Genomic DNA, 23,882 nt, shown 5'->3' with positions numbered 1-23,882 from the left:
AAGATGTTGTCAATTGACAATGTCTTTTTTTTCGTTAAAATAAAGGTATGATAATAAGACAAAGCCGAGATACCCTCTCACCAACCTATATTGATGCCATACAAATTAGAGAAAAAGTCTTCGTTCAAGAACAAGGCGTTCCCCTGGACATTGAAATTGATGACAAGGAGGCACTCTGCCTACACTTTGTCGCCTACGACGACAAAGACATAGCTTGCGCAACTTGCCGCATTCTCCCAGACAAGCAGATGAAACAAGTCACCCTACAACGAATGGCTGTGCTCGACAACTACAGAGGTCAAAAATTGGGCCAATTCCTCATGCAAGAAACCATGACCTACTGCAAAAAGCAAGGCTTCAAAACGATGGAACTACATGCACAACTAAGTGCCAAACCCTTCTATGATAAACTAGGATTTATCTCGCAAGGAGATATTTTCCAAGAAGCAGGAATTGATCATCAAACCATGACAAAAAATCTCTAAAAACAACAACTCATCTTTTCAAATGAAGATGAGCTTTTTTATGAAGTAAAGACCGGCTTATCATATCACTAATTTCCAAAATAATATTAATGTAATATCATAAAGATGGTATAATAAGAAGAAAAAGATTAAACAGGAGAAATGATGTCACATTCTACTAGAACCATTATGTCATCACTTTTTGTAATAGCTTGTAATCTGATAATAGCTACAAGTCTCCATATTTACCTATTTTCTGCATTGTTTTTACAAGCCATGACAATCTTTCTATATATTATTGTTTATTATTGCACGGTTGACAATAAAAGCAAACCAACCAATGTGAAAGCTATATTGACCAACATGGCAACTCACCTAAAAATGCCATACAAAATAATAATAGTCCTAATAGTTGTCCAGATCTTTTTTCATATCGGCCGTCCTTATCAGCCCTACGATACTTATAGCATTTGTACTTTTTCTCTAGCATTATTCCAATTCATCCACATTATGGCCATCAATGGGTACAAAGCTCCAGTAGCAAAAAAGATTAAAAAGGAGCAGTCATGAAAACATCACAAAAAGCATTACTATCAACCCTTATCACCATTAGTATTACTACCTTGATTGGCTTTTACCTTAAGGTATCTCTAGTTTCTATTTTTCTCTTGCAATTCATGACGGGCATCTTTTATATGATTGTTTATTTTGGAACAGTTCATTATAAAAATAAGCCTACAAATTACCATCAAATCAGTCAAATTATGCGAGCTCACTTGAAAAGGCAATATAAGTTATTGCTCCTTTTTATCATTCCTTGCCTGATATTAATGTTTTCCTCTCCGCATCCCTACGATGTCTACTTTTATTGCAATTTATGTTTTGTTATGCTCCAGTTACTACATCTGATAGCTTTGAATGGTGTGAGACCGCAACAAACAAATAAGCCTTCCTAAGCAGGAAGGCTTATTTAAAACTATCTTTAATGGCCTGCATAACCAAATCACGGACTTGAATCCAATGCGCTCGGTCATCTTTATCATAGGTGCGATTGGTTAAAAAGATGGCGGCTTGCTTTTTATCATTAAACATAATGAAAGGACCAGTATAGCCTGTGTGGTCTAGCCAATTATCTTTTTCCAAACGCCATGCAATCGAGCGTTCTTTTTTTTGCTGGCTATAATTACAAAACAATTGAGAAGCAAAGTCATCTGCCATATAGTGGTTGAGCAACTGCTTCATATCATTTACAGTAGAAAAAAGACCCGCAGATCCTGAATGCTTCCCTAAAACTCTTGCTTTAGGATCATGAACCAGACCATCATGGACGCCATTAACTGTTGGAACTGCTTCTGCTCTTGGTCCAAAGGTCGTTTCAGTCATCCCAAAAGGCTCAAAAATGTCTTCCGCAAAAAGCTGATCCAAACTTTTCCCTGTCACTTCTTCCAGCATAAAGCCAAGTAATAGGAAGTTGACATCCGTATAACGAAAAGTCTTATCCTCAGTAACAGTCAACTGATTCATAGCTTCTTTTAATTGGGTAGCATCCAGTTGGTCCCGATTTGGGATGTAGGGATCTAGTCCACTGGTATGAGTCAATAGCTGGCGCAGCGTCACACACTTATCATGAAATGCAGGATAGTAAGTGGTTAAAGAAGCATCTAAGTCCAAAGCTCCGCTATTAATCATCACAATGCAAATAGTCCCGACACCAACAACCTTAGAAACACTGGCTAAATCATAGACTAAGCCGGGCTTTGTAGGGTATTCCCCATCAGTGGTACCAATGTAGTACTCTTGCCATTTTCCCTGCTCAAAAAGGGCTAAAGTAGCCCCATGATATTCTTTTGCTTGAATCTGTTGCTCAATTAATTGAAACAGTTCTTTTCTCATTTGGTAAACCATAATTCAATTTTACTTAAATCACTAACAACTAATATTTTTTCTTTTTTATCAAGATAAACGTCAAGGCCTTTTGCTTCAAGTTCTTCTTTGTAAGCTGCCAAATCCATCTCAGCTGGCACTGCCATTTCAATAATTTCTAGATCCCAAGCAATTTGTGGTTCAATTGCTAGATCGGGACCTTCAGCAGCCATAAATTGAATATCAATTGGTAATTGCCCTTGGAAGGTCTCTTGATAGAATGCCTTTGCCTTATCTTGATCCGCTACATTTAAAACAATTGTTTCAAAGGTGAAATCTGGTAATCCTTTAAAGCTGGCATCTGCTGTTAATTCTGGCATGTCAGCAACTTCTAATTGGCTGATATCATTTTCAGAGTGCAACAAATAACGGTCTCCTTCTGGGGAAACTGTCTCAAAGGCGTAGCCATTTGTTCCTTTAAATAAGGTATCAACACTAGCTCCATTTGCCAAAAGGCTTTGAATAGCACTGGCATCACTAGTTTTAATCACAATTGTGTTCAGTTTCTTTGGTCCAACAACGGCGCGTGTACGAACTGATGGTGATTCTTCAATGACAAAGCGTTCCTTGCCTTGTCCATATGATGAAAAAATAGCAATTGCGTTTTCTTCAGAAACCAATCGCATGCCTAAACTTTCTTTATAAAAATCGATATTAACTTGACGATTATTGACTCTAACTACCGGAGTAATAAAGCTTACATTCTTTAATAATGTCATGAAATCCTCCTAATCCTCTGTTATTATAGACAAAAAATGGTCATTTGACAAGAAATTATGCGCTAATTAGCCAATTGACCAAACTGATTTTTTTTTGTAAACTATTACTCATGAATGAAAACTTAATTCTCCATCTAATTCAAGTTTTGCTAATTCTAGCAATGCTTTTTATTTTTGTCACCCTTGGCCATCACCTGAAAGCATATCACATCAATCCTTTCAAACGATTTTTTACTGGTTTTTGGATTGGCCTTGTCACAGATGCACTGGACACACTTGGTATCGGCTCTTTTGCGACAACAACGACCCTCTTCAAAATGACCAAATTGGTCCAAGACGACAGCAAGCTTCCCGGCACAATGACCGCAGCCCACGTTTTACCCGTCTTGATTCAGTCCCTTTGCTTTATCTTTGTTATCAAAGTTGAAGTGTTGACTTTGGTATCAATGGCTGGCGCAGCCTTTCTTGGGGCTTACTTTGGCACAAAAATCACCAAAAACTGGCATACACCGACAGTCCAGGCCATACTAGGGAGCCTTCTGATCCTAGCATCCGTCATTATGACTTTTAGAATGATTACCAACCCCGGATCAGATATCGCCCATTCACAACATGGGCTTCATGGCATCTGGCTTTTTGTTGGTATCGCCTTTAACTTTGCTATTGGTGTCCTAATGACAATGGGGCTTGGCAATTACGCTCCTGAGTTAATTTTCTTCTCACTAATGGGGCTTAGCCCTGCAGTTGCTATGCCGGTTATGATGTTAGATGCTGCCATGATTATGACTGCTTCAAGCCGTCAATTTATCAAAGGTGATCGTGTTTCCTGGACTGGATTTGCTGGTGTGGTCATCGGAGGCTGTATCGGCGTTCTCTTAGCTGTCTTTTTCTTGACCAATCTCGATATCAACAATCTCAAAAAGTTGGTTGTTATTATCGTTATCTTTACAGGAGTTATGCTAATCCGGTCATCAATTGCCTCTAGAAAACACGAAAAACTTCAAGGATTAGTTGAAGTTGAGTCATAACATATTCAAAAGTAGAAATGCTAGGCAGATCTACTTTTTTTATATACAAAAAAAGAAGACAAGATGCCTTCTTTTGATTTATTATTTGATGTAAAGATATTTGAATAGTGCTACTGCAACAATACCAGCTAGGATTGGAGCTACAACCGGTACCCATGCATACCACCATTTTGAATCACCTTTTGCTTGACCTAAAACTGATTTTGGTAAGAAATGATGAACAAGACGTGGACCTAGATCACGTGCAGGGTTAAGACCAGGACCTGTTGGTCCACCTAATGACGCTACCAAGGTCATAACCAAGAAACCGATGCCTAGGTGAGCTACTGCAAGTGAGCCTGAAATGAATGGGGCTACTTGTGTTTCAGCTGCTGTTTTATCAAAACCAGTGGCAACTAGTTTACCGACTAATTCTGAACCAAAGAAGTTTTTAGTCAAGGCCATTGCTCCAAAGAAAAGAACGAATGATCCAACAAACTCGTTTGCAAAACCGTTTATAAGTGATGGCTTGCGGCTTTCAACAGATCCGTCATCCAGTGCTGAGATAGTTGAGAACGATCCCAAAATCGGATTTGGATTTTCAGTTTTACGGAAATAAGGACCATAAACACCAACAACGACTAATTGACCAAAAATAGCACCTAAAAATTGCGCAATGATATAAGGAGCAACATGTTCCCAAGGGAATAACCCTGATACAGCAAGTGCAAAAGTGAAGGCTGGGTTAATGTGGTTACCAGAAATATTACCAAACATTAAGGCAGGCATCATAACCCCAAATCCATAACCAAAAGCAATAATAATCCAACCCGAATTATAGCCTTTAGTTCCTTTTAAGTCAACATTTGCAACAGATCCATTACCAAGAATAAGTAATAAAGCAGTCGCAAGAAATTCTGTGATGTACTTCACAGCCCATGTAATTTCCATTAGTTACAAAATCCTCCTATTTATATTAATTTAGACAAGTACCATTTTATCAAGTATAATAGACAATGTAAAGCTTGTATAAGTAATTAAAACGTTTACTTGGAGGTAGACTAGAATCATGAAATATAATCAATTTTCTTATATTCCCGTAACAAATGAGCAGGCCTTGTCAGAATTATCAGACTTGGGATTTCCAATTACTAAGGAAATGTCAAATAAAGAAGCCTTCAACGTCTTTTTAGCAACTTACTATTGTCACCAACCAGATAAAGACTATCAATTTTCCCTCTTATTAGCAGACTCAGACACTGATTTACAATCATTCTTTCAATCAGATGCCGAGCTTACTGCGGACATTTTTTATTATGGGGCACTGCAAGTCCTTGAATTCGTACCTGGCATGGATTTCACTGTCTTGGACCAATTCCTTAGTCAGCTTGACTTCCCAATCACCTATAAGCAGGATCAATTTTTGACCAATCTGCACCAGCTATTGGCCACAAGGCAAAAAAATGGGATGACGTTGATTGATCAGTTGATTAGTCAAGGTTTTCTACCAATGGACAATGATTACCACTACTTTAACGGGAAATCACTGGCTACTTTTGATACCAATGATTTAATTCGTGAGATTGTCTATGTCGAAGCTCCGATTGATACCGACCAAGACGGTCAAACAGACTTAATCAAGGTCAACATTATCAGACCTAAAACCAACCATAAAATCCCAAGCATGATGACGGCCAGCCCTTACCATCAAGGGATTAATGAGGTCGCTAATGACAAGAAACTCTATAAAATGGAAGGTCAACTTACTGTCAAGGAAACAAAGGAAATCACTTGTCAAGACAAACCAATTAACAAGGTCGCAATTTCAGTCCAAGCCCTCCCAATCACAGGCAGTCAAGAAAGCTTCTCCTACATTGATTCCTATACTCTCAATGACTACATGCTGGCGCGTGGCTTTGCTAACATTTATGTCTCAGGCGTGGGCACTGCCGGTTCTGATGGCTTCATGACAAGTGGTGATTACCTACAAATTGAAAGCTTTAAGGCCGTTATTGATTGGCTAAATGGCAGAGCTAAGGCCTTTGCTAGTCACAAGCGAGACAGCTATGTCCTTGCCACTTGGTCAAATGGTTACGTGGCAACCACTGGTAAATCCTATCTGGGGACCATGTCTACCGGGCTGGCAACCACCGGAATTGATGGATTGAAACTTATCATAGCTGAGGCCGGCATCTCATCATGGTATGACTACTATCGAGAAAATGGCTTGGTTTGCAGCCCTGGCGGCTACCCGGGGGAAGATTTAGATGTCCTGACAGAATTAACCTACAGCCGAAGCCTCTGGGCAGGCGACTACCTCCGTCAGAAAGACAAGTACCAAGCCATGTTAGCCGTGCAATCGCAAGCCTTAGACCGCACCAGTGGCGACTACAACCAATATTGGCATGACCGCAACTACCTACCACATGCGCATAAGACTAAGTGTGACGTAGTTTATACCCATGGTTTACAAGACTGGAATGTCAAACCAAAACAAGTCTACACTATCTTCAATGCCCTTCCTGCTTCTGTCCAGAAACACCTCTTCCTACATCAGGGACAACATGTTTACTTGCATAATTGGCAATCCATCGACTTTAAAGAAAGTATGAATGCCTTACTCTGTCAAAAACTTTTAGATGTCAATAATGATTATCACTTACCAATAGTTATTTGGCAAGATAACAAGTCAGAGCAAAGTTGGCAGACTTTGGAGCAATTTGGTGGCTCAGACAAGCTCCAGTTACCTCTGGGAGACAATTTAGCTACTATAGATAATAGTTATCCAAAAGATGAATTTACAGCCTATGCTAAGGATTTCAGAGCCTTTAAGAGTCGTTTATTCTTAGGGAAGACCAATCAAGTCCACATTGACCTCACTTTGGAAGAGGATCTACTGATGAATGGTCCAGTTACTTTGGACTTGAAACTGAAATCTTCATCCAATAAAGGACTTTTGTCAGCTCAGCTATTGGACTATGGAAAAGCAAAACGCCATGGTGATCTACCAGCAGTCTTAGAGCTCAGAAGCATAGATAATGGGCAAAACTTTGCGCGTGAAGATCTTAAGGAGTTGCCTTTTGCCCCAACTGATTATCGAGTTGTTTCTAAAGGGGTTATCAACTTGCAAAATAGGGCTGACCTTTTGAAAATTGAGGAGATTGTTCCTGATCAATGGATGACTATCCAATTTGCTTTGCAACCAAGTATTTACCAATTCCATAAAGGAAATCAGTTACGTCTTATCCTTTATACAACAGACTTTGAACACACTGTGCGTGATAACGATGACTATCAGTTGACAGTTGACTTAGCTTCCTCTAAACTAAGCTTACCGAGATAATTTTAGAAATAGTGGAGAGAGATATGAAACAAGTCGCAAAGGAAAATTATGGCAATAGCTTCCACTTCTGGTACCAAGTCGATTTATTGACCGACCATGACTATGGAAAAATTTTCAATACAGACCTTGCCAGTTTAGAGCAAGTCAAAGAAGTTATTCTTGCTGATTTATCAGAGGCTCAAACCGACCAAGTCTACTTTTGGTATTTTGGTCAAAGTTTGGAAGAAACAGTTTTGATGATTAAAGTTGTCAATCAACAAGTTGATGCTCAGATTAACTTAAAGGATTTTGATTTTGCACTCAACTGGGATGCAATCAAGGATTGGAAACATTCCTTAGCAAATAGCCTACTAAACTAAAATCAGGTACCTCAATTGAGGTACCTGATTTATTATAATAAAGAAAAGAGAGAGTTTTTCATAAATTCCGAAGTTTAGCCTAAAAAAATATCATCAACACAAACTGATAACTCTTCCGCAATGGCTTTTAACTTCTCATACTTAGCTCTTCGGAGAACAGCTACATCTTTTTCATAGCGCGCGATCGTTCTAACTGATATGTCAGTTTGATGGGCTAACTCTTCTTGTGTCATTTTTTTGGCTAATCGCAAGGATTTCAAAGACATTTGTGACAATAGTTGACCTCCTACTTGTTATTTATTAAAAAAATATGATATCTATATTATAGACTTCGGTTTTTATGAAGTCAAGTCTTTTTTAGAAATTTTTTTCAAAAACTTCCGATTCTAGGTGCTTTATGATATGATATGTTTTAGAAATAGTTGGAGGTCAAAAATGTCAGGACAAAAAAGTCTCTTTGCTCGAAATTTAAAATACCTTAGATTAAAAAATAATATGGATCAATTAGAACTTGCTGTGTACCTTGGCCGAAAAAGTGCCTCCTCAATCAGTGAATGGGAAAAAGGCAAATACTCACCAAAGCAAGAAATTCTTTTTAATATTGCCAGTCTCTTCAAAGTTACTTTAGATGAACTGACGGCAATTGATTTAGAAGCTCGCCAAAACTATCCCCTGCCCGAGCGACACCTTCAAGACATTCAAATGATCTCAGAACAACTGGAACCTCCTTTGTTTCAAAAACTATTGAATTACGGAGAAGAATTATTAGAGAAACAAAATCAAGAATCAGAGTAAACAAAAGAGGAGCTAGTCCTCTTTTTTTGTCCTATAGAAAAAGTGTGTATATCAGCATTTTATCAGCTTTTTTATCAAGTTGACTATAATAGACAGTTAGTTTTTCTTGAGTAATGCCAAATTTTTTATAAATTGCTTTCGCTTTCCTGTTCAAAACTTTCAATTGTAAATTTTGTTCAACCGTTGTCTGATAAAATGCTGCATAATTACTATTCAATCTATCTTGAAAAGCACTTGCCAAGTTAAAATAAGAAATGAAACAAACTTTAACCTCATTAGATAGGGGGCATGCCTGAACCAAATCCTTGACTTCCTCGGTACTAGACCAACTTTTGTCGCTACCAGCCAAATAAAAACGTTTCAACAGAGCATTATTCCGACTCTCCAATTTCCTGAGATTAACGAGATAGGTTGATTCTGTAGCAGAAAATCTTGTCGATTTGATACGATTTATTTCAGTTCACAAGCTATGTAGTTTTTATAAATTGGCTGAGCTTCTTTATCTGCCTCTTCCAGTTATTGAGCCATTGTTTGTTTAGCTTGACTGCTTTGTTTGCTGGTGACTAGTAGCAGTGGTCTTTGCTCTTTCTTGAGCATCAACAGGTGCCCGAAAACTAGTGTCTAGTGCTGTAAAGAACAAGAGTGTCGCAAGGGAGAGTAGTTTAACCCTTGTTAGCTTTGTCATTTGAAAGCCTTCTTTTCCTATAGTTTCTTATCTTACCTGACAACAGTATACCCTAAATAAAAAATGAATCTCCGAAACTTTGTGCAAAAAATAAGGCAATTTGGGGCAGAAAAAAACCTTCTAAGAAAGATTACAATCCAACTTCCACCTCAACTGACAAGAAACCAGTCAAAAAGCACTGCCAAAAGGAAATGCTTTATTTTTCTTACTTCTCCCCAACCACATATGTCAGTTGGCTGGCTTGTGCTGCTGTGAAGGTGTGGTAGGAAATGACGCCTAGGCCCATGCAGTTGGATTCTGAGATAAGGACGGTGCCTTTGACAATGGCCACGTGCCATATAATGCGGCTTACACGAGCTTAAGCTAGGGCTTTCTCTTATAATGGTCTATTGTAGGTCTTATCAAGGTATGAGCTGACCGCAAACTTAGCCAACGCTAGCAATCCACATAACGGAAGGTAATACCAAATGGGGCCTTGAATAATATCTCTATTAAGCGACGGCATGATGAAGGAAAGACAAAAAATTGGAATAATGCTAAGAATGCAAAAGAAGATAAATCGTCTTCTCATGACCTTGTCAGATAGGGTATAGGTTCCTTTGACAATCATTTCTACTATAGCAATTGAAACAGTAATGGTTAGTAACATTGTAGCTAAGTCTAGCCAGCTAATGGTCATCCTAAGTGTTGGATGGTTATGGTTGACAAGACCTTCTAAAATATAAGTTAGGATATCTCCTGCTAAAAAAATTACTAAGAAAATGAAAACTAACAACAATAATAAATCGAGAGTGTTTAAAATGCTTTCTTTTCTTGTCATTTTTGGCACCGAAGCAATCACATCATCAATAAAAGCCTGTTTGTCTTGACCAAAAATATCTTCTAAACTGTCGCCACGCTTTTGACCTTCCAGGAGTAACGTGATCAAATCATTACGAATTTCCTCTTGATGAAACTCATTTATTTTAGCCCCGCGCAGATAGACAATCATATTGGTGTAATCTTGGGAATAGGCTTCCATAATAGCTTTTTCTAATTTATTATTTTCCTTTTGTAGTGCTTTGACTTTGTTCATCTTCATTCTACCTCGCTCAAATCGCTTTTTTCATGACTTAGGAGTTGATTAATCGCAGAGCTAAGCGACAGCCAATTATCTTTAAAGTCTGCTAATTGCTGTAAGCCAGTCTCTGTTAAACTATAATATTTCCGTTTTGGGCCTTGCGGAGACGGTTTAGCTATACCTTCAATGGCCTTGCCGCTCTGCAATCTCAAAATAATCGGATAAATGGTTCCTTCGGAAACCGTGCCGAAGCCATAGGCTTCTAATTTTTTCGAAATCTCATAAGCATAGGTTTCTTCCTGCCTAATAATTTCCAATATGGCACCTTCCAATAAGCCCTTTAACATTTGTGACGGAATCACGTTAAACACCTCTTTTACTACCTTGTAATACAAGTTACCTTTAATTAACTATATTGTATTGCAAGTTAGTCTGCTTGTCAAGAGAAATTGTTTGGTTTATTTGTGTTCTTTTTCACAGATTTTTATTGTTGTATGCGTTTACATCTGTTAGAATAAGGGTAATTATAAACACAGGAGGTATACTATGGCAACTATTGGATACTATCAAAATGAGATGATAACTGCACAAAATCCCCATTTTTCATCTTGTAAAACCATTATTGAAACGGCTTTTTTCGGTAATAACGTAAAAGCTATAAGTTCGTTAAAAGAAGCTTATCAGTTGGCTTCTTCTGCGCCAAATACAATTGTTTTGGATCAAAAAATCAAACATGCTAAAGAGTTAGATTTGGATGAGGATACACATGTCATTGTAGCAAATGGCGGAGCTGTTGTTGGAAGGACAGCTAAGGCCAGACGTATAAAAGGGCAGTCACCTGAGGAAGATACCTTCATTGAGACACTTCTTCGTGAGGATATTTATCAGTCTAGTTTTAAACCATTCATTTCAGGGCAATCACTTGTTGGACTGGATAAGCAGTTTATGCTTAAAGCACATATTATGATGCCAGAAACAGAAATTAACAATATGTACTCTTGGTTACTAAATTTTCAAATACTTAATGAAAGTTATCAAGATATTTTGGATCAGTCACTGCCCTATGACGAAAATGATATTTATATTTATTTCAATCCTGATTGGAAAAATGAAAACTATCCAGACGGCTTAGCTTACTTTGATACCAAGCAGAACGTAGCAGCAATTTTGGGGATGAATTATTTTGGAGAAATTAAAAAAGGAACCCTGACCTTAGCTTGGGCAACTGCTGCTCGCAATAATTTCGTAGCTTGTCATGGTGGCCTTAAAGAATTTAGAAAAGATGATAACTTGTATGTAGCCTCCTTCTTTGGCTTATCTGGTTCTGGTAAATCTACACTAACCCATGCTAAACATGATAATAACTATCAAATCCAAGTTCTCCATGATGATGCCTTTGTTATTTCAACAAAAGATGGTTCTGCTGTTGCTTTGGAACCTGCTTACTTCGATAAAACAAATGACTATCCTGTCGGCCATCCTGAACAAGATTATTTTCTCACTGTCCAAAATTGTGGTGTTACTTTAAATAAAAAAGGACAACGTGTTCTAGTTACAGAGGATATCCGAAACGGAAATGGCCGAACCGTTAAATCACGTTATTCTACTCCTGATCGTGTTGATGCCATTCACGAACCAATCTCAGCCATCTTTTGGATTATGAAAGATGAATCACTGCCTCCTCTTGTAAAAATAAGTCATCCAACCCTTGCTTCAGCATTTGGTTGCACACTGATGACAAAACGGTCCAATGCTGAAAACGCCAGTGGCGATTTAGGAAAACTAGTCATTGAACCTTATGCTAACCCATTCCGGATTTATCCGTTGATTGAAGATTTTGAGAAATTCCATGACTTATTCGCCTCAGGGGTTGAAGCCTATATCATCAATACTGGTTCTTATTTAAATACTAAAATCAGTAAAGAGGTTACTCTGTCTTGTATTGAAAAATTAGTTGATGGTAGGGCAAATTTTAAAGCGTTTACCCATCTACCTGAATTCTCTTATCTTGACTTAGAAGATTTTATTGTTGATGAGAAGGATTCTCACTACTTAGCATTATTAAAAGATCGGATGGCTTTCCGATTGAACTATCTCAAAGAATTTCAAACTTCTGAAAAAGATAATTCCTTATTAGCTGAGAGTATCTCCAAATTAGAAACCATTATTAAGCAATTATCTTAAAGACAAAAAAACTTAGGTAGATTAACTACCTAAGTTTTTTTAGTCAATATCAATTGTGACGTTAACTTCTTGAACAGGTACATCGTAGAATGGGTCTTCACGACGTCCCAAAAAATCTTTTGCTTGTTTTGGGAATGAAGCATAGCTTAAGACATCTTCTTCGGATCTTGCATATTGGGCAATCTCTTCACGTAATTTTGGTAATTGCGGTGCAATCAAATCAGCAGGTCTGATTGTCATCACTTCCTCATCACCAATAATTTTTTCTTTTACTCCTTCTGCCAGTGGTGCCGGTGATTCACCATATAAGCCTCGAACATAGTCTTTGATTTCATTAGGAACGATCTTATAACGTTCTCCAGAAATGATGTTCATCAAGGCTTGTGTACCAACCATTTGCGATAAAGGTGTTACTAATGGTGGGTAGCCTAGGTCAGCACGAACACGAGGTACTTCTGCTAAAACTTCTTCGTACTTGTCATCTAAACCTTGTTCGGATAATTGACTAAGAAGATTCGATAACATGCCACCAGGTACTTGATAGATCAAGGTTTTAGGTTCAATATCTTTAACTTTTGGATTAAGTAAGCCTTCTGAACGGAAATGATCACGAACAGTATTGAGGTGGCTAGCAACCTCCTCAACTTCTTTCAGATTAAGTCCAGTATCAAAACCTAAGTCTTCAAGACCCATTACGACAGATTCCGTCGCCGGTTGGCTAGTGCCACCTGCAAAAGATGATACTGCTGTATCAATAATATCGGCACCAGCCTCAGCTACCTTCAAATAGGTCATTTCTGAAATGCCACCCGTTGCATGGGTATGAATTTCTAAGGGAAGATCAATTTTTGCTTTAATCCCTTTTACTAAATCATAACCTGTTTGTGGTGTTAATACACCAGCCATATCTTTGATACAAATTGAATCTGCACCAAGCTCTGCATATTCTTCTGCTAATTGCACAAAATAGTCAACAGTGTGGACAGGACTAGTAGTATAAGATATGGCCACTTGTGCATGATCACCAAATTCTTTAGTTGCTGCTACTGCTGTTTGTAAGTTTCTTGGGTCGTTCAAAGCATCAAAGATGCGAATAATATCAATGCCATTCTCAATGGATTTTTGAACAAATTCTCGAACCACATCATCAGCATAGTTGCGGTAACCTAAAATATTCTGGCCACGTAATAACATTTGTAGCTTAGTATTTTTGACGGCTTTACGAATGGTACGTAATCTTTCCCATGGGTCTTCATTAAGGTAGCGCAAACAAGCATCAAATGTTGCACCACCCCAAACTTCAAGTGCATGGTAGCCGGCATTATCAAGCTGCTCTAAAACTGGTAACATTTGTTCTGTTGTCATCCGAGTAGCAATTTGACTTTGTTGGCCATCCCTAAGAACAGTTTCCGTTACACGGATTTTTGCCATTTCATTCCTCCTTCAAATTAGATAATTGCGAGGCAAGCAGTTGGGCAATTTTTTCTTGCATCTCTAAAACACTATGTTTACGAGATCGCCCGCAAGCCTTAGCGTCAGCTGAACAAATAAAACATTGCCGTGCCTCAAGCCCCAAGTCTTTTCGACTAATTGTTGCCAGGTGGTCCTCATTCCACCAAAGCACATCAAGATCCATTAACCTTCCAATTGGACTAGCCATTTCAATGGCGATCATTTTTTCTTTTAATAGCTGAGCACTTAAGTCAGTCAAACAATAATACTCAGGACCAGTTTTTTGAAAGACAGTTTTCTCAAAGCCAATGGCTTGAGAGCCCAAGCTATCTTGGATTTGATCGACTACTGTTAGAAATGCTTTTTCTAGCAAGTCAGAGCTTTTCACAGCACCAGGAATATTCATTGTCACTGATAAGAGACTTTTTTTAGGATGATCTTTGAGCAGGCTGAATTGTCGATAACTTCTCATTTCACGCGCCCTTAGCATCTCATCTAAGCTGACTTTTTCCCCATTAAATAGTTCTTCCTTAAACATTTCGTACCACATCAATGATACTGCCATCACGATATTCAATCAAGGCAACTACCTTATCACCGTACTCAATAGCGTCTGGTTGTCCCACAATTGAGTAAGCTTTTTCTTTTAACTCGGCAACAGTAAATTGGGGAACTTTCAATGATTTAAAGTGGTCAACAAGGTCTGGACGATTAGGATTTATAGCTATCCCAACCTCTGTTACAATGACATCAACACTGGTCCCCGGAGTAATAACTGTATTTACTTTATCAACAAAGGTAGGAATGCGTCCTCGAATCAATGGGGCAATCACTAAACTCATCTTAGCAGCGAAGGCAGTGTCACAGTGACCGCCAGATGCGCCACGGATAACACCATCTGAACCAGTCATCACATTGACATTGAAGTCTGTATCTACTTCTAATGCTGATAATACACAGGTATCTAATTGATTGATAACTGATCCCTTACTCAATGGTGAAGCATACATATTGGCATCAATTTCATAATGTTGACTATTTTTATCTAAAGAAATTGCTGATGGATGGTCAAAATCTTGCACATCAAGAATTTTTTCAACTAAGCCTTCTTCCAATAATTCAACCATAGCATTAGTAATCCCACCAAGTGCAAAACTTGCTTTAATACCATCTTTGATCATTTGTTCACGCATGTAGCGTGTTACAGCTAGTGAAGCACCACCTGTTCCTGTTTGGAAAGAGAATCCTTCTTTATAATAAGGAGAGTTTGTAATGATTTCAGAAGCATATTGTGCAATCAGCAGTTCCTTCGGATTTTTAGTGAAGCGTGTTGCCCCCTTTGCAATCCCTTCTGGGTCGCCAATAGCATCAACAACAACGACATAATCAACATCTGTTTGTGGAATTGAAATTGGTGTGTTTGGATAGGGCACCAAGGTATCCGTAATAATAACGACTTGATCAGCATACTTGGCATCAATCATGGCATAACCAAGGGAGCCACAAGTCGCCTTCCCTTTTGTACCATTTGCATTTCCATAAGCATCTGAACTTGGAGCACCTAAAAATGCGATGTCAATATGAATATCTCCAGTCGCAATTGCACGGGCACGACCACCATGAGAACGAATGACTACCGGATTTTCCATAATTCCTGAGGAAATCGCTGCGCCGACTTTATCACGTAAACCTGATGATGTAATGTTTGTGATAACACCATTTTTGATATGCTCAATTATAGGCTCGTGAACGTTAGCAATCGAACTTGGCGCAATTGAAATATTTTTTATCCCCATTGCAGCAATTTCTGCAAGGACCATATTCATCACATAATCACCTTCACGGAAATGATGATGAAAGGAAATTGTCATTCCGTCTGTTAAACCAGTCTTTTCAATAGCTTCTCGAATCGACAAAAGCAACTTTTCATCACCTGGTTTAATCCGACGACTTGCTTCAACATAATCTTTGATATGAGCTAATTCTCCTTCAAACACACCATATTGATCAGCATATTTTTGAGGAATATCACATTTTACTTTATTGTCAACCATTATAACTCCTCCTCAGTCATTAAGCCTGCAGCCTTAGCTAACATAATGACACGCTCAGCACGTTCAACGATCGGTTTGTCAACCATTTTCCCTTTTAGTGAAATAACACCTGAGCCCTTGCTTTCAGCCTCACGGATTGCCCAAATAACTTCTTTAGCATTCTGTATTTCTTTGTCACTTGGTGCATAAATTTCATTAACTAACGGAATTTGTCGAGGATTGATAACAGACTTACCATCAAATCCTAATTGTTTGATGAGTCGCACTTCATTTTGGAACCCTTCTGGATTATTGACATCTGAGTATACGGTATCAATCGCCGCTATTCCAGCCGCGCGAGCTGCATGGAGAATCATACTCCTGGCAAAGAAGAGCTCTTGTCCATCAGGGTAACGACGTGTTTTCATGTTTGTAACATAGTCCTCAGCACCCAATGCAATACCAATTAATCGGTTTGAAGCTTTTGCAATTTCCCTTGCATTAAGAACTCCTTCGGCTGATTCAATGGCGGCCATCATTTTGGTACGACCAATTTCGATGCCATTGTCACGTTCAACACGCTCAATAACAGCTTCAACATCAATAATATCTTGAGCTGTTTCTGTCTTTGGAAGGCGGACAACGTTAACACCAGCAAGGACAACAGCTTCAATGTCGAGTGCTCCGACTGTATCAAGACTGTTAACACGAACTACCGTTTCAACATTGCTATAATCAAAAGTTTTCAATGCAAAGTGAACTAAGGTTCTAGAAGTATCTTTTTCTTTTAATGACACCGAGTCCTCTAAGTCAAACATGATTGAATCAGCTCCATAAAGTGGGGCATCACGAAGCATGGCTGCATTTGCTCCAGGGACAAACATCATTGTTCTTCTTAAACGTTCCATGAATCAATCTCCTTCCAATTGTATTGGTCAAGACCAGCTGCACGGTGAACCGCTGCAATTGTACGTGCTTGAATGGTACAATCTAAAGCTCCTTTATCTACTGCTTGAACAGCAATATTTTCAACTTGTAAGTTTTTAATAGTTTCCTCTATTAATTGACGAATACGACGACCGAATTGTTTTTCAACACTACTTTCTAAATCAATCTGGATGCCACTAGTAGCAGGACTGACTGTTACCATGATATCACTAGATTCTAGGCTTCCTGCTACTGCAGTTTGCTTAATATCCATAATTTCACCTCATTAGTTATTCAGTAGGCGGCACTGTCTTCACATCAAGAAGTGTCGTCTTTTTTCTTATTTTAATCTTCAGCGGGCAAGACTTTGATTAGAATTTCTGCAACAGCATATAAAATTCCTAATACAATAAAGACACCTGCCATACCAACACCCATGAGCTCAAAAGCCATGGTTAAATGTTCCATATTCATAATCTATTCCTCTTCCTATTTGTTTAGCTAAAGAATGCTAGTAAGAGGCCTCCTGCAATAACAGAGGCAATCTGTCCTGAAACATTTGCTCCAACAGCATACATTAAGATAAAGTTCTGTGGGTCTTCATCCGTTGCCATTTTTTGAATCACACGACTTGACATCGGAAATGCAGAGATACCTGCTGCACCAATCATAGGATTAATTTTTTCCTTACGGAAGATATTTAGAATCTTAGCAAAAACGACACCCCCAATTGAGTCCATAATAAAGGCTACCAAACCAAATAGGATAATCATTAATGTTTGGAAGTTTAAGAACAAGTCAGCTTGCATTTTAACAGAAATAGTCAAACCAAGAAGAATTGAGACAATATTAACCAATTCATTTTGTGCTGTGAATGATAAACGATCAAGAACGCCACACTCACGTAGTAAATTACCAAACATCAAGAAACCAACAAGTGGTAGTGAAATTGGCGCAATAAAACCAGCGACAAAAGTGATAACAATTGGGAATAATATTTTAGTTAATTTTGAAACGCTCTCAGCTTTATAATGCATTCTAATTTTACGTTCTTTTTTAGTAGTTACTAATTTAATCGCGAATGGTTGAATAATTGGAACCAAAGCCATATAAGAATAGGCAGCTACCGTAATTGGTCCTAATAATTTCGGAGCCAATTGGTTAGCGACAAAGATAGAGGTTGGTCCATCTGCTGCTCCAATAATACCAATAGAAGCTGCTTCTTTAATATCAAAACCTGCCATAACGGCAACGACAACAACAAAGAAAATACCAAATTGAGCTGCCGCTCCAAAGAGCAACATAAATGGATTTTGTAAGAGCGGACCAAAGTCAATCATTGCCCCAATTCCAATAAAAATCAGCAGAGGAAACAATTCTGTCCCAATACCAATATTAAAGAGGACATCAAAGACACCTTCTTGTTCGACACCATTAACAACCTGTGTTAAGACTCCTGTTCCTGGGAAATTTACTAAGATGGTTCCTAATCCCATTGGAACGAGTAAAGTTGGTTCATATTCTTTTTTAATGCCTAAATACATTAACACACCACCAATAATCATCATCACAACTTGCGGGATGGTAATTGATGTAATTCCTTGAATTAAAGTTTCCACTTGACACTTCCTTTCACAGTTTACTTATTAATGAATTGTAATTAAGCCGTCACCAGCATTAACAACTTGTCCTTGTGTAACATGAATTGCCACTACTGTCCCTGCTTTACTTGCAACAATTTCATTTTCCATCTTCATAGCTTCTAAAATCATGAGTGGTTGGTTTTCTACAACTGTGTCACCAACATTAACCAAGGTTCTAAGAATAGTACCTGGCATTGGTGATGGTATCGCATCACCACCTGCTGGTGCTAAGGATATAGGAGCTGGAGTTGGTTCTGCTTCTGGCGTTACAGCGACTGGAGCTTCAATAGGTGGTACTACAAGAGGTGCTACAGGTGTCGGAGCTGGACTTGCACCAATCTCTTCCATTTCAACTAGATACTCTTTTCCATCAATTGTAATCTTAAATTTACGTAACATGTGTCATGTCTCCTTTTAATATGCTTTTTGGTAAATTGCTTTTATTTTAAATTGACTATCCATTACTTCACTAGCTGCTAAGCTTGAAGTAATCAGTGAAACCTTTACAACTTCTGGGTTTCTCTTCATTATTTTTTTAATGACAAATTGGCTATCAGGCTTGTCACCGGCTGCAATTGCAGTGGCAATAAGACTAACAATCGAATACTCTTCCTCACTAACTGCAATATAGGAAGGTAACTTTTCCCATTCATCAGTTATGTGCTGACTTTCATTGGAATCAACCATATTAGGTGAGTGATTCTTTTTTTCTGACTTACTAAATAGTCGCTGAAATAAGCCCATAGGTGCCTCCTTTCTCAACAATAGTTTTAAAACTATCGGCTCGCTTACTATTATAATATGATTTTTTCTCATCTAATGGCTTTTTAGTGTTCTTTCCAATTACCATTTAATAATTTTTTACAACAGTTTAGAAAAAACATTAAACTGTTTGAATTTTGTTTTTTTAGTGTTTTTTATGAAAAAACGCCTTCCTTTTTTAAACGCTTTCATTTACACTGATGGTGTAGCATTTTTCAGAAAATCATAAATTATTATTCATGAAACACAGGTATAACTATCTTTTTTATTTTGTTTACTAAATAATTTTATATAAAGGAGAGGAACATATGTTACTCACAGTATTGGCTTATGCCATGATAATCATTTTCATGTATGTCGTTATGACCAAGAAAATGTCTCCCTTATCTGCTTTGGTGATGATTCCATTGGTATTTGCATTAATTGCTATACTGACAGGATCAGCTGACCTAAAAGCAGATCCAGCATTTGTTGGCTCATTAGGTGATCAAAAAATAGCCAATAATTTCACAGCTATCGGCCCAATGGTCATGTATGGAATCAGTCAGACAGCAAAAACAGGTATCATGTTATTGTTTGCTATTCTTTACTTCTCATTGATGTTAGACACTGGTTTATTTGATCCAATTACAGCCAAAATGATCCGTTTTGCAAAAGGCGATCCAATGAAAGTATTGATGGCTACAGCAATTGTTTCAGCTGCCGTATCAATGAATGGTGATGGTACAACTACAACCTTAATTGTCGTTTCTGCCTTTTTACCAATCTATCAAAAATTAAATATGAAAGTCATGAACTTAGGTGTTTTGATTATCCTACAAAATACAATCATGAACTTACTTCCATGGGGCGGACCTACCGCACGTGCCATGTCTGTTTTAAACGTTGGCTCTGAAATCCTTGGTTATCTTGCTCCTGGTATGGTATTATCTCTTCTTTATGTAATTTTCTTCGTCGCACCTAGTATGGGTAAAAAAGAACGTCAACGTCTTGGAGTTAAAGAGTTATCAGAGGCAGAATTAGCAGAATTGACAGTTGTCGCTGACAGTGAAAAAAATGCTATTAAAAGACCTAGTCTCTTTCTTTTCAATAGCATTTTAACAATTCTTTTAATTGCTTGGTTAGTTGCCGGTTCATTTATTAAAACCTTAGCAATCCCTTCTCTTCTTCTATTTGCTGTTGGTACAATTGTCGCCTTAATGGTTAATTATCCTAACTTAAAAGACCAATCTAAACGTATCGGTGACAATGCTGGTGATGCTGTACAAGTTGTTATTTTAGTTTTTGCTGCCGGTATCTTTATGGGACTTTTCCAAGGTTCCGGAATGGCAAATGCTCTGGCACAAAGTTTTACGACTATCATTCCTAAACAATTCGGCGGCTTCTGGGGCTTAATTATTGCACTCTTATCTGCACCAGGAACCTTCTTCTTATCAAATGATGGTTTCTATTATGGTATTATGCCTGTACTTGCTCAAGCTGGAGCCCGTTATGGTTTTGATAACATGTCAATGGCACTTGCTTCATTAATGGGGCAAGCATTCCACTTGTTAAGTCCATTAGTAGCCTTTATCTACTTACTTCTTCGTTTAACTGGCTTAGACATGGGAGAATGGCAAAGAACAGCTGGTAAATATGCTTTAGGTATCTTTATCATCTTCATTCTAACAATTATATTAATGGGGCATATGCCTGTCTACATTCCACAATAAAATGTAAAGCCATTAATAAAAAGAGGGTCTGAGAATATTTCCCAGACTCTTTTATCACATTCTATAACCTCAATAGAGATTACTAAAATTTTTATGACAACTTAGCATTATTTTAGATATAATATAAAAAAACAAATTGTAAGGAGCATACATGACCTCAATTACAGAAGTTGTAAAAAATAATTTAGAACTTTCACAAAATAAACCTTTAAAGATTGCCTTGTACGATGCCTTTAAAAAAACAATTATCTTAAGAGAAATTCCTGCTGGAACGAGGATTAATGAAAAAGAATTTTCAACAGAATTAAATATCAGCCGAACACCTATTCGTTATGCTTTAGGAGTACTTGAAGAAGAAAAACTTGTTGAACACCTTCCAAATAAAGGAATTATTGTCAAAGGTGTCAGTCTAGATGATGCACATGAAATTTTTGAAATTCGTAAGGCTTTAGATACCTTAGCTTCAACAACAGCAATGATCAAAATGACTGATGATGATTTTGAAGAAATGCGTCAACTGTTAGAGACTTGTGAAGGTTATTTAGTTAACAATCAAGTGGATAAGGTCCTTGATAACTTCAATGATTTCAATAATCTCATCTATGTAAAAAGCCAAATGCTCCGTTTAAAAGAAATCGTCTCTGAACTACAAGCCTATCTACTTTATTTTCGTCGTATTTCTATTTCTTCAGTTGAAAGAAGACGAAAAGCACTAGATGAACACTGACTTATCTATCGCGGTATGAAGAATAAAGATTATCAGCAGGTCACACTCATTACACATGAACACCTAAACCATTCCCTAGATTTTGTTATACAAGATTTAGAAAGCAAATCACATGACTAAAGATCCCTTACTTTATTTCAGTCAAGCTGCCTGTAAAGCTTTACTCTATGAAGTAACACTGACTCCTAAACCAGGATTAGTTGACTGTGCCAATGATGGCTCTCATTCAGATATGACATTATCCACCTTTATTGACTCCACAGCTGCATTAATAGCCCATTTTTATCGCTATTTAAGAATTGGCTATGATCATGCTAGTCTGGAGCCACAATTACTTTTTAACTTGCTCAGACAAGAAGGTATTGCAGCAGAGCAATCCATGTTTGAGGTGACAAAAGGGATTAACACGCATAAAGGAGTCAACTTTTCCTTTGCTTTGCTTTTAGGGGCAACTGGAAGTTACCTCGCACAACATCCCGAAAAAAGTGAGACAGCAATTTTTACTGCTGATGACACAGTTGCTATCTGTAAGCTAGTCAAACCTCTGACAAAACACCTAATCGATCAAGATTTACATCATTTATCAAAAAAAGAACATCTAACTTATGGTGAAGAGCTCTTTCTAAAATATGGAATAAAAGGACCAAGAGGAGAAGCCGCATCTGGTTACCCGAGCTTAACTCAGCATGCACTTCCATTTCTCCGAGAAGAAGCCTCCAAAACCTCAGATAATAAGTATTTACAATTGAAACTCCTGCTTCACTTAATGACCTTTGTTGAAGATGCTAATCTGATTCATCGCGGAGGAATGAGTGCCCTTAGAGCAATCCAAAAAGAGACAAAAGAGATAGAAGCAGAGAATTTGTCTCCTTCTGCTCTGTGTCAGAAATTAACAAACTATAATGATCATTTAGTCAGGTTACACTTAAGCCCCGGTGGCAGTGCTGACCTGTTGGCACTTAGTCTTTATTTTGCATTTTTAGAAAATATTATTTAAAAACGACTTGGAAAACCAAGTCATTTTTTAGATAAATAAGGTAATTACTTTGATCAATAGTGGCATGACAATAACGGTGTAAAGGGTTCGACTAATTTGTATACCAGCAATTTTAGGCATATCTCCACCCAATTCTCCTGCCATCAGAGAAATATCCGTTGCACCCGCAGGTGAGGAAGCAAATAAAGCCGACTGAATATCCAAAAAGCCACGTTTGTACATGAGATAGCCAAATAAACCATTGATTAGCATGTAGCTAGATAGCAAAAGTAGGATGGGGATAAAAAGATGAATCATTTGTAAAAAACTGTTATGAGTAAAATTGCAACCAATTAAAGCGCCAGCACAAATCTGAGCCATATAACGGATATAGGGATGCATCTGCCTTGTCTCATTTTTAATTTTCAATGCTGATGAAAAGATGAGTGATACTATCAAGGCACCTACCGGCAGGCCACTCCATTCTCCAATTAGTCCACCAAGTGTGGCAATTAGCAAGATAAGAGCATCATTTTTTATCCGATTCTGCCCGCGTAAGCTAGAATAGTTCCTATCTTCTTTGTTCTGAATTCTATCCACAGGAACCTGTCTCAGTTCTGGAGCAAAGCGATTCGTAATAAATCCAACCCAGTTAGGCAAGATTAAAAGTATGCCTACAAGTCTGACTGTCTGCATCGTAGCGACGGTATCTGCCTTAGCTCCCATATCAATGGCCATGAGAGAAACATCAACGATCCCACCTGGTAAACAAGAAAGAAAAGCTGTCATTGCATCCATTTTGAAAAAGATTATTAGAATACTTCCTAGAGCAATCATATTCAAAGTAAAAAGAGCCATTAATCCTGCAATAGCCTTACCTAATCTAGGTAAGTTAATCAGGTCTTGCTGACTAATATTTTGGCCTATATAGGCTCCACTAATAATTTGAGCAAACAATTTCATTGAATGTATCGTTCCCATCTGTCCTGTGGTGACAGATAAGATTGCCACAGCCAGCATACTGCCAATCATAAAAGGTGCTGGAAAGGTCAGTCTTTTGGCCAGAAAACCACCCACCAGACCAACTAATATGGTTAAAAAAACTGCCATT

Annotated in this window: 28 protein-coding genes and 2 pseudogenes; 11 read left to right on the top strand and 19 right to left on the bottom strand. The window is 37.9% G+C overall.

The window, feature by feature from the left end; all coding sequences use genetic code 11:
* Nucleotides 1-47 precede the first annotated feature (47 nt).
* The 3 genes from ACVRZD_RS04235 (at nucleotide 48) to ACVRZD_RS04225 (ending at nucleotide 1,420) form a co-directional block, all read left to right on the top strand.
* Nucleotides 48-485 (top strand): GNAT family N-acetyltransferase, encoded by a 438-nt coding sequence (locus ACVRZD_RS04235; RefSeq protein WP_037624828.1) that lies wholly within the window; start codon nucleotides 48-50, stop codon nucleotides 483-485.
* 144 nt (nucleotides 486-629) lie between these two features.
* Entirely contained in the window at nucleotides 630-1,034 is a 405-nt protein-coding gene (locus tag ACVRZD_RS04230; protein ID WP_037624826.1) for a hypothetical protein, read from the top strand.
* Entirely contained in the window at nucleotides 1,031-1,420 is a 390-nt protein-coding gene (locus ACVRZD_RS04225) for a hypothetical protein (protein WP_037624823.1), read from the top strand. The genes ACVRZD_RS04230 and ACVRZD_RS04225 overlap by 4 nt, the downstream gene beginning before the upstream one ends.
* A gap of 10 nt (nucleotides 1,421-1,430) precedes the next feature.
* Here the strand turns inward: ACVRZD_RS04225 and ACVRZD_RS04220 are convergent, their stop codons facing one another.
* Both ACVRZD_RS04220 and ACVRZD_RS04215 read right to left on the bottom strand, forming a co-directional pair.
* Nucleotides 1,431-2,357 carry a serine hydrolase domain-containing protein gene (locus ACVRZD_RS04220; protein ID WP_037624973.1) on the bottom strand — a complete coding sequence of 309 codons (927 nt, stop codon included), beginning with the start codon at nucleotides 2,355-2,357 and terminating at the stop codon, nucleotides 1,431-1,433.
* Nucleotides 2,354-3,106, bottom strand: a complete 753-nt coding sequence (locus ACVRZD_RS04215; protein ID WP_447450291.1) for a CppA family protein — start codon at nucleotides 3,104-3,106, stop codon at nucleotides 2,354-2,356. The genes ACVRZD_RS04220 and ACVRZD_RS04215 overlap by 4 nt, the downstream gene beginning before the upstream one ends.
* Nucleotides 3,107-3,216: 110 nt before the next feature.
* Here ACVRZD_RS04215 and ACVRZD_RS04210 point away from each other — a divergent pair, with 110 nt between their 5' ends.
* A complete protein-coding gene (locus ACVRZD_RS04210) occupies nucleotides 3,217-4,134 on the top strand; it encodes a sulfite exporter TauE/SafE family protein (protein ID WP_037624971.1) in 918 nt (305 codons plus the stop codon).
* Between the two features lie 81 nt (nucleotides 4,135-4,215).
* Here the strand turns inward: ACVRZD_RS04210 and gla are convergent, their stop codons facing one another.
* Nucleotides 4,216-5,064 (bottom strand): aquaglyceroporin Gla, encoded by an 849-nt coding sequence (gla, locus tag ACVRZD_RS04205; protein WP_037624821.1) that lies wholly within the window; start codon nucleotides 5,062-5,064, stop codon nucleotides 4,216-4,218.
* Between the two features lie 118 nt (nucleotides 5,065-5,182).
* On the opposite strand from gla, the gene ACVRZD_RS04200 reads away from it, so the two are divergent.
* Together ACVRZD_RS04200 and ACVRZD_RS04195 are read left to right on the top strand one after the other, a co-directional pair.
* Nucleotides 5,183-7,456 (top strand): Xaa-Pro dipeptidyl-peptidase, encoded by a 2,274-nt coding sequence (locus tag ACVRZD_RS04200; RefSeq protein ID WP_037624819.1) that lies wholly within the window; start codon nucleotides 5,183-5,185, stop codon nucleotides 7,454-7,456.
* A 23-nt stretch (nucleotides 7,457-7,479) separates the two neighbouring features.
* On the top strand, nucleotides 7,480-7,815 hold the full coding sequence (locus ACVRZD_RS04195; RefSeq protein WP_037624818.1) for a hypothetical protein: 336 nt from the start codon (nucleotides 7,480-7,482) through the stop codon (nucleotides 7,813-7,815).
* 74 nt (nucleotides 7,816-7,889) lie between these two features.
* Here ACVRZD_RS04195 and ACVRZD_RS04190 read toward each other — a convergent pair whose 3' ends face one another.
* Nucleotides 7,890-8,081, bottom strand: a complete 192-nt coding sequence (locus ACVRZD_RS04190; RefSeq protein WP_447450309.1) for a helix-turn-helix domain-containing protein — start codon at nucleotides 8,079-8,081, stop codon at nucleotides 7,890-7,892.
* A gap of 169 nt (nucleotides 8,082-8,250) precedes the next feature.
* On the opposite strand from ACVRZD_RS04190, the gene ACVRZD_RS04185 reads away from it, so the two are divergent.
* On the top strand, nucleotides 8,251-8,610 hold the full coding sequence (locus ACVRZD_RS04185) for a helix-turn-helix domain-containing protein (protein WP_447450290.1): 360 nt from the start codon (nucleotides 8,251-8,253) through the stop codon (nucleotides 8,608-8,610).
* Between the two features lie 31 nt (nucleotides 8,611-8,641).
* Here the strand turns inward: ACVRZD_RS04185 and ACVRZD_RS04180 are convergent, their stop codons facing one another.
* From ACVRZD_RS04180 to ACVRZD_RS04160, 5 genes and pseudogenes are all read right to left on the bottom strand, one after another.
* Nucleotides 8,642-8,974 carry a hypothetical protein gene (locus ACVRZD_RS04180; protein WP_155274930.1) on the bottom strand — a complete coding sequence of 111 codons (333 nt, stop codon included), beginning with the start codon at nucleotides 8,972-8,974 and terminating at the stop codon, nucleotides 8,642-8,644.
* A 171-nt stretch (nucleotides 8,975-9,145) separates the two neighbouring features.
* The gene (locus ACVRZD_RS04175; protein WP_155274929.1) at nucleotides 9,146-9,295 is read right to left on the bottom strand and encodes a 6-phosphofructokinase; all 150 of its coding nucleotides are present in this window, start codon (nucleotides 9,293-9,295) and stop codon (nucleotides 9,146-9,148) included.
* 205 nt (nucleotides 9,296-9,500) lie between these two features.
* Nucleotides 9,501-9,629, bottom strand: a pseudogene (locus ACVRZD_RS04170) (CHAP domain-containing protein); the annotation flags it as partial.
* Between the two features lie 42 nt (nucleotides 9,630-9,671).
* Nucleotides 9,672-10,370, bottom strand: coding sequence for a hypothetical protein (locus ACVRZD_RS04165; protein ID WP_447450289.1), 699 nt, complete (start codon nucleotides 10,368-10,370; stop codon nucleotides 9,672-9,674).
* 2 nt (nucleotides 10,371-10,372) lie between these two features.
* Entirely contained in the window at nucleotides 10,373-10,717 is a 345-nt protein-coding gene (locus ACVRZD_RS04160) for a PadR family transcriptional regulator (protein ID WP_037624812.1), read from the bottom strand.
* Nucleotides 10,718-10,901: 184 nt separating this feature from the next.
* Between ACVRZD_RS04160 and ACVRZD_RS04155 the strand changes: the two genes are divergently transcribed.
* A complete protein-coding gene (locus ACVRZD_RS04155; protein WP_037624810.1) occupies nucleotides 10,902-12,539 on the top strand; it encodes a phosphoenolpyruvate carboxykinase (ATP) in 1,638 nt (545 codons plus the stop codon).
* A gap of 39 nt (nucleotides 12,540-12,578) precedes the next feature.
* Here ACVRZD_RS04155 and ACVRZD_RS04150 read toward each other — a convergent pair whose 3' ends face one another.
* The 9 genes from ACVRZD_RS04150 to ACVRZD_RS04110 all read right to left on the bottom strand — a co-directional run bounded on the left by ACVRZD_RS04150 (nucleotide 12,579) and on the right by ACVRZD_RS04110 (nucleotide 19,338).
* Nucleotides 12,579-13,970, bottom strand: coding sequence for an oxaloacetate decarboxylase subunit alpha (locus ACVRZD_RS04150; protein WP_037624808.1), 1,392 nt, complete (start codon nucleotides 13,968-13,970; stop codon nucleotides 12,579-12,581).
* A gap of 1 nt (nucleotide 13,971) precedes the next feature.
* Nucleotides 13,972-14,529: a citrate lyase holo-[acyl-carrier protein] synthase gene (citX, locus tag ACVRZD_RS04145; protein WP_037624806.1), complete on the bottom strand. Its 558-nt coding sequence runs from the start codon at nucleotides 14,527-14,529 to the stop codon at nucleotides 13,972-13,974.
* Nucleotides 14,522-16,045, bottom strand: a complete 1,524-nt coding sequence (gene citF / locus ACVRZD_RS04140; RefSeq protein ID WP_037624805.1) for a citrate lyase subunit alpha — start codon at nucleotides 16,043-16,045, stop codon at nucleotides 14,522-14,524. Before citF ends, citX begins: the two co-directional genes overlap by 8 nt.
* On the bottom strand, nucleotides 16,045-16,932 hold the full coding sequence (gene citE / locus ACVRZD_RS04135; protein WP_037624803.1) for a citrate (pro-3S)-lyase subunit beta: 888 nt from the start codon (nucleotides 16,930-16,932) through the stop codon (nucleotides 16,045-16,047). Before citE ends, citF begins: the two co-directional genes overlap by 1 nt.
* Complete coding sequence (gene citD / locus ACVRZD_RS04130) at nucleotides 16,920-17,225, bottom strand: citrate lyase acyl carrier protein (protein WP_037624801.1); 306 nt, start codon at nucleotides 17,223-17,225, stop codon at nucleotides 16,920-16,922. Before citD ends, citE begins: the two co-directional genes overlap by 13 nt.
* A gap of 71 nt (nucleotides 17,226-17,296) precedes the next feature.
* Entirely contained in the window at nucleotides 17,297-17,425 is a 129-nt protein-coding gene (locus tag ACVRZD_RS04125) for an OadG-related small transporter subunit (protein WP_037624799.1), read from the bottom strand.
* Nucleotides 17,426-17,448: 23 nt separating this feature from the next.
* The gene (locus tag ACVRZD_RS04120; protein ID WP_037624796.1) at nucleotides 17,449-18,570 is read right to left on the bottom strand and encodes a sodium ion-translocating decarboxylase subunit beta; all 1,122 of its coding nucleotides are present in this window, start codon (nucleotides 18,568-18,570) and stop codon (nucleotides 17,449-17,451) included.
* Between the two features lie 27 nt (nucleotides 18,571-18,597).
* Nucleotides 18,598-18,993 carry an acetyl-CoA carboxylase biotin carboxyl carrier protein subunit gene (locus ACVRZD_RS04115; RefSeq protein WP_037624795.1) on the bottom strand — a complete coding sequence of 132 codons (396 nt, stop codon included), beginning with the start codon at nucleotides 18,991-18,993 and terminating at the stop codon, nucleotides 18,598-18,600.
* 15 nt (nucleotides 18,994-19,008) lie between these two features.
* Nucleotides 19,009-19,338 carry a hypothetical protein gene (locus ACVRZD_RS04110; protein ID WP_037624792.1) on the bottom strand — a complete coding sequence of 110 codons (330 nt, stop codon included), beginning with the start codon at nucleotides 19,336-19,338 and terminating at the stop codon, nucleotides 19,009-19,011.
* Nucleotides 19,339-19,664: 326 nt separating this feature from the next.
* Between ACVRZD_RS04110 and ACVRZD_RS04105 the strand changes: the two genes are divergently transcribed.
* The 3 genes and pseudogenes from ACVRZD_RS04105 to citG all read left to right on the top strand — a co-directional run bounded on the left by ACVRZD_RS04105 (nucleotide 19,665) and on the right by citG (nucleotide 22,792).
* A complete protein-coding gene (locus tag ACVRZD_RS04105) occupies nucleotides 19,665-21,068 on the top strand; it encodes a CitMHS family transporter (protein WP_037624790.1) in 1,404 nt (467 codons plus the stop codon).
* Nucleotides 21,069-21,219: 151 nt separating this feature from the next.
* Nucleotides 21,220-21,915 (top strand): annotated as a pseudogene (locus ACVRZD_RS04100) (GntR family transcriptional regulator).
* Entirely contained in the window at nucleotides 21,908-22,792 is an 885-nt protein-coding gene (gene citG, locus ACVRZD_RS04095; RefSeq protein ID WP_037624788.1) for a triphosphoribosyl-dephospho-CoA synthase CitG, read from the top strand. The pseudogene ACVRZD_RS04100 and the gene citG overlap by 8 nt, the downstream one beginning before the upstream one ends.
* A gap of 27 nt (nucleotides 22,793-22,819) precedes the next feature.
* On the opposite strand, the gene ACVRZD_RS04090 is transcribed toward citG, so the two are convergent.
* Nucleotides 22,820-23,881: an AbrB family protein gene (locus ACVRZD_RS04090; RefSeq protein WP_037624786.1), complete on the bottom strand. Its 1,062-nt coding sequence runs from the start codon at nucleotides 23,879-23,881 to the stop codon at nucleotides 22,820-22,822.
* Nucleotide 23,882: the final 1 nt, after the last annotated feature.

This window comes from Streptococcus hongkongensis (assembly GCF_053206145.1).
This window is presented reverse-complemented; position numbering and strand designations above follow the sequence as displayed.

What these genes read in the sequence shown, in the direction of transcription:
- ACVRZD_RS04155 (WP_037624810.1), top strand. Translation starts at nt 10,902, where the DNA reads ATGGCAACTATTGGATACTATCAAAATGAGATGATAACTGCACAAAAT.
- ACVRZD_RS04195 (WP_037624818.1), top strand. Translation starts at nt 7,480, where the DNA reads ATGAAACAAGTCGCAAAGGAAAATTATGGCAATAGCTTCCACTTCTGG.
- ACVRZD_RS04235 (WP_037624828.1), top strand. Translation starts at nt 48, where the DNA reads ATGATAATAAGACAAAGCCGAGATACCCTCTCACCAACCTATATTGAT.
- ACVRZD_RS04200 (WP_037624819.1), top strand. Translation starts at nt 5,183, where the DNA reads ATGAAATATAATCAATTTTCTTATATTCCCGTAACAAATGAGCAGGCC.
- citF (WP_037624805.1), bottom strand. Translation starts at nt 16,045, where the DNA reads ATGGTTGACAATAAAGTAAAATGTGATATTCCTCAAAAATATGCTGAT.
- ACVRZD_RS04125 (WP_037624799.1), bottom strand. Translation starts at nt 17,425, where the DNA reads ATGAATATGGAACATTTAACCATGGCTTTTGAGCTCATGGGTGTTGGT.
- ACVRZD_RS04090 (WP_037624786.1), bottom strand. Translation starts at nt 23,881, where the DNA reads ATGGCAGTTTTTTTAACCATATTAGTTGGTCTGGTGGGTGGTTTTCTG.
- ACVRZD_RS04110 (WP_037624792.1), bottom strand. Translation starts at nt 19,338, where the DNA reads ATGGGCTTATTTCAGCGACTATTTAGTAAGTCAGAAAAAAAGAATCAC.
- ACVRZD_RS04185 (WP_447450290.1), top strand. Translation starts at nt 8,251, where the DNA reads ATGTCAGGACAAAAAAGTCTCTTTGCTCGAAATTTAAAATACCTTAGA.
- ACVRZD_RS04215 (WP_447450291.1), bottom strand. Translation starts at nt 3,106, where the DNA reads ATGACATTATTAAAGAATGTAAGCTTTATTACTCCGGTAGTTAGAGTC.
- gla (WP_037624821.1), bottom strand. Translation starts at nt 5,064, where the DNA reads ATGGAAATTACATGGGCTGTGAAGTACATCACAGAATTTCTTGCGACT.
- citG (WP_037624788.1), top strand. Translation starts at nt 21,908, where the DNA reads ATGACTAAAGATCCCTTACTTTATTTCAGTCAAGCTGCCTGTAAAGCT.
- ACVRZD_RS04115 (WP_037624795.1), bottom strand. Translation starts at nt 18,993, where the DNA reads ATGTTACGTAAATTTAAGATTACAATTGATGGAAAAGAGTATCTAGTT.
- citD (WP_037624801.1), bottom strand. Translation starts at nt 17,225, where the DNA reads ATGGATATTAAGCAAACTGCAGTAGCAGGAAGCCTAGAATCTAGTGAT.
- ACVRZD_RS04165 (WP_447450289.1), bottom strand. Translation starts at nt 10,370, where the DNA reads ATGAACAAAGTCAAAGCACTACAAAAGGAAAATAATAAATTAGAAAAA.
- ACVRZD_RS04175 (WP_155274929.1), bottom strand. Translation starts at nt 9,295, where the DNA reads ATGACAAAGCTAACAAGGGTTAAACTACTCTCCCTTGCGACACTCTTG.
- ACVRZD_RS04190 (WP_447450309.1), bottom strand. Translation starts at nt 8,081, where the DNA reads ATGTCTTTGAAATCCTTGCGATTAGCCAAAAAAATGACACAAGAAGAG.
- ACVRZD_RS04220 (WP_037624973.1), bottom strand. Translation starts at nt 2,357, where the DNA reads ATGAGAAAAGAACTGTTTCAATTAATTGAGCAACAGATTCAAGCAAAA.
- ACVRZD_RS04105 (WP_037624790.1), top strand. Translation starts at nt 19,665, where the DNA reads ATGTTACTCACAGTATTGGCTTATGCCATGATAATCATTTTCATGTAT.
- ACVRZD_RS04210 (WP_037624971.1), top strand. Translation starts at nt 3,217, where the DNA reads ATGAATGAAAACTTAATTCTCCATCTAATTCAAGTTTTGCTAATTCTA.
- ACVRZD_RS04230 (WP_037624826.1), top strand. Translation starts at nt 630, where the DNA reads ATGTCACATTCTACTAGAACCATTATGTCATCACTTTTTGTAATAGCT.
- ACVRZD_RS04225 (WP_037624823.1), top strand. Translation starts at nt 1,031, where the DNA reads ATGAAAACATCACAAAAAGCATTACTATCAACCCTTATCACCATTAGT.
- citX (WP_037624806.1), bottom strand. Translation starts at nt 14,529, where the DNA reads ATGTTTAAGGAAGAACTATTTAATGGGGAAAAAGTCAGCTTAGATGAG.
- ACVRZD_RS04150 (WP_037624808.1), bottom strand. Translation starts at nt 13,970, where the DNA reads ATGGCAAAAATCCGTGTAACGGAAACTGTTCTTAGGGATGGCCAACAA.
- citE (WP_037624803.1), bottom strand. Translation starts at nt 16,932, where the DNA reads ATGGAACGTTTAAGAAGAACAATGATGTTTGTCCCTGGAGCAAATGCA.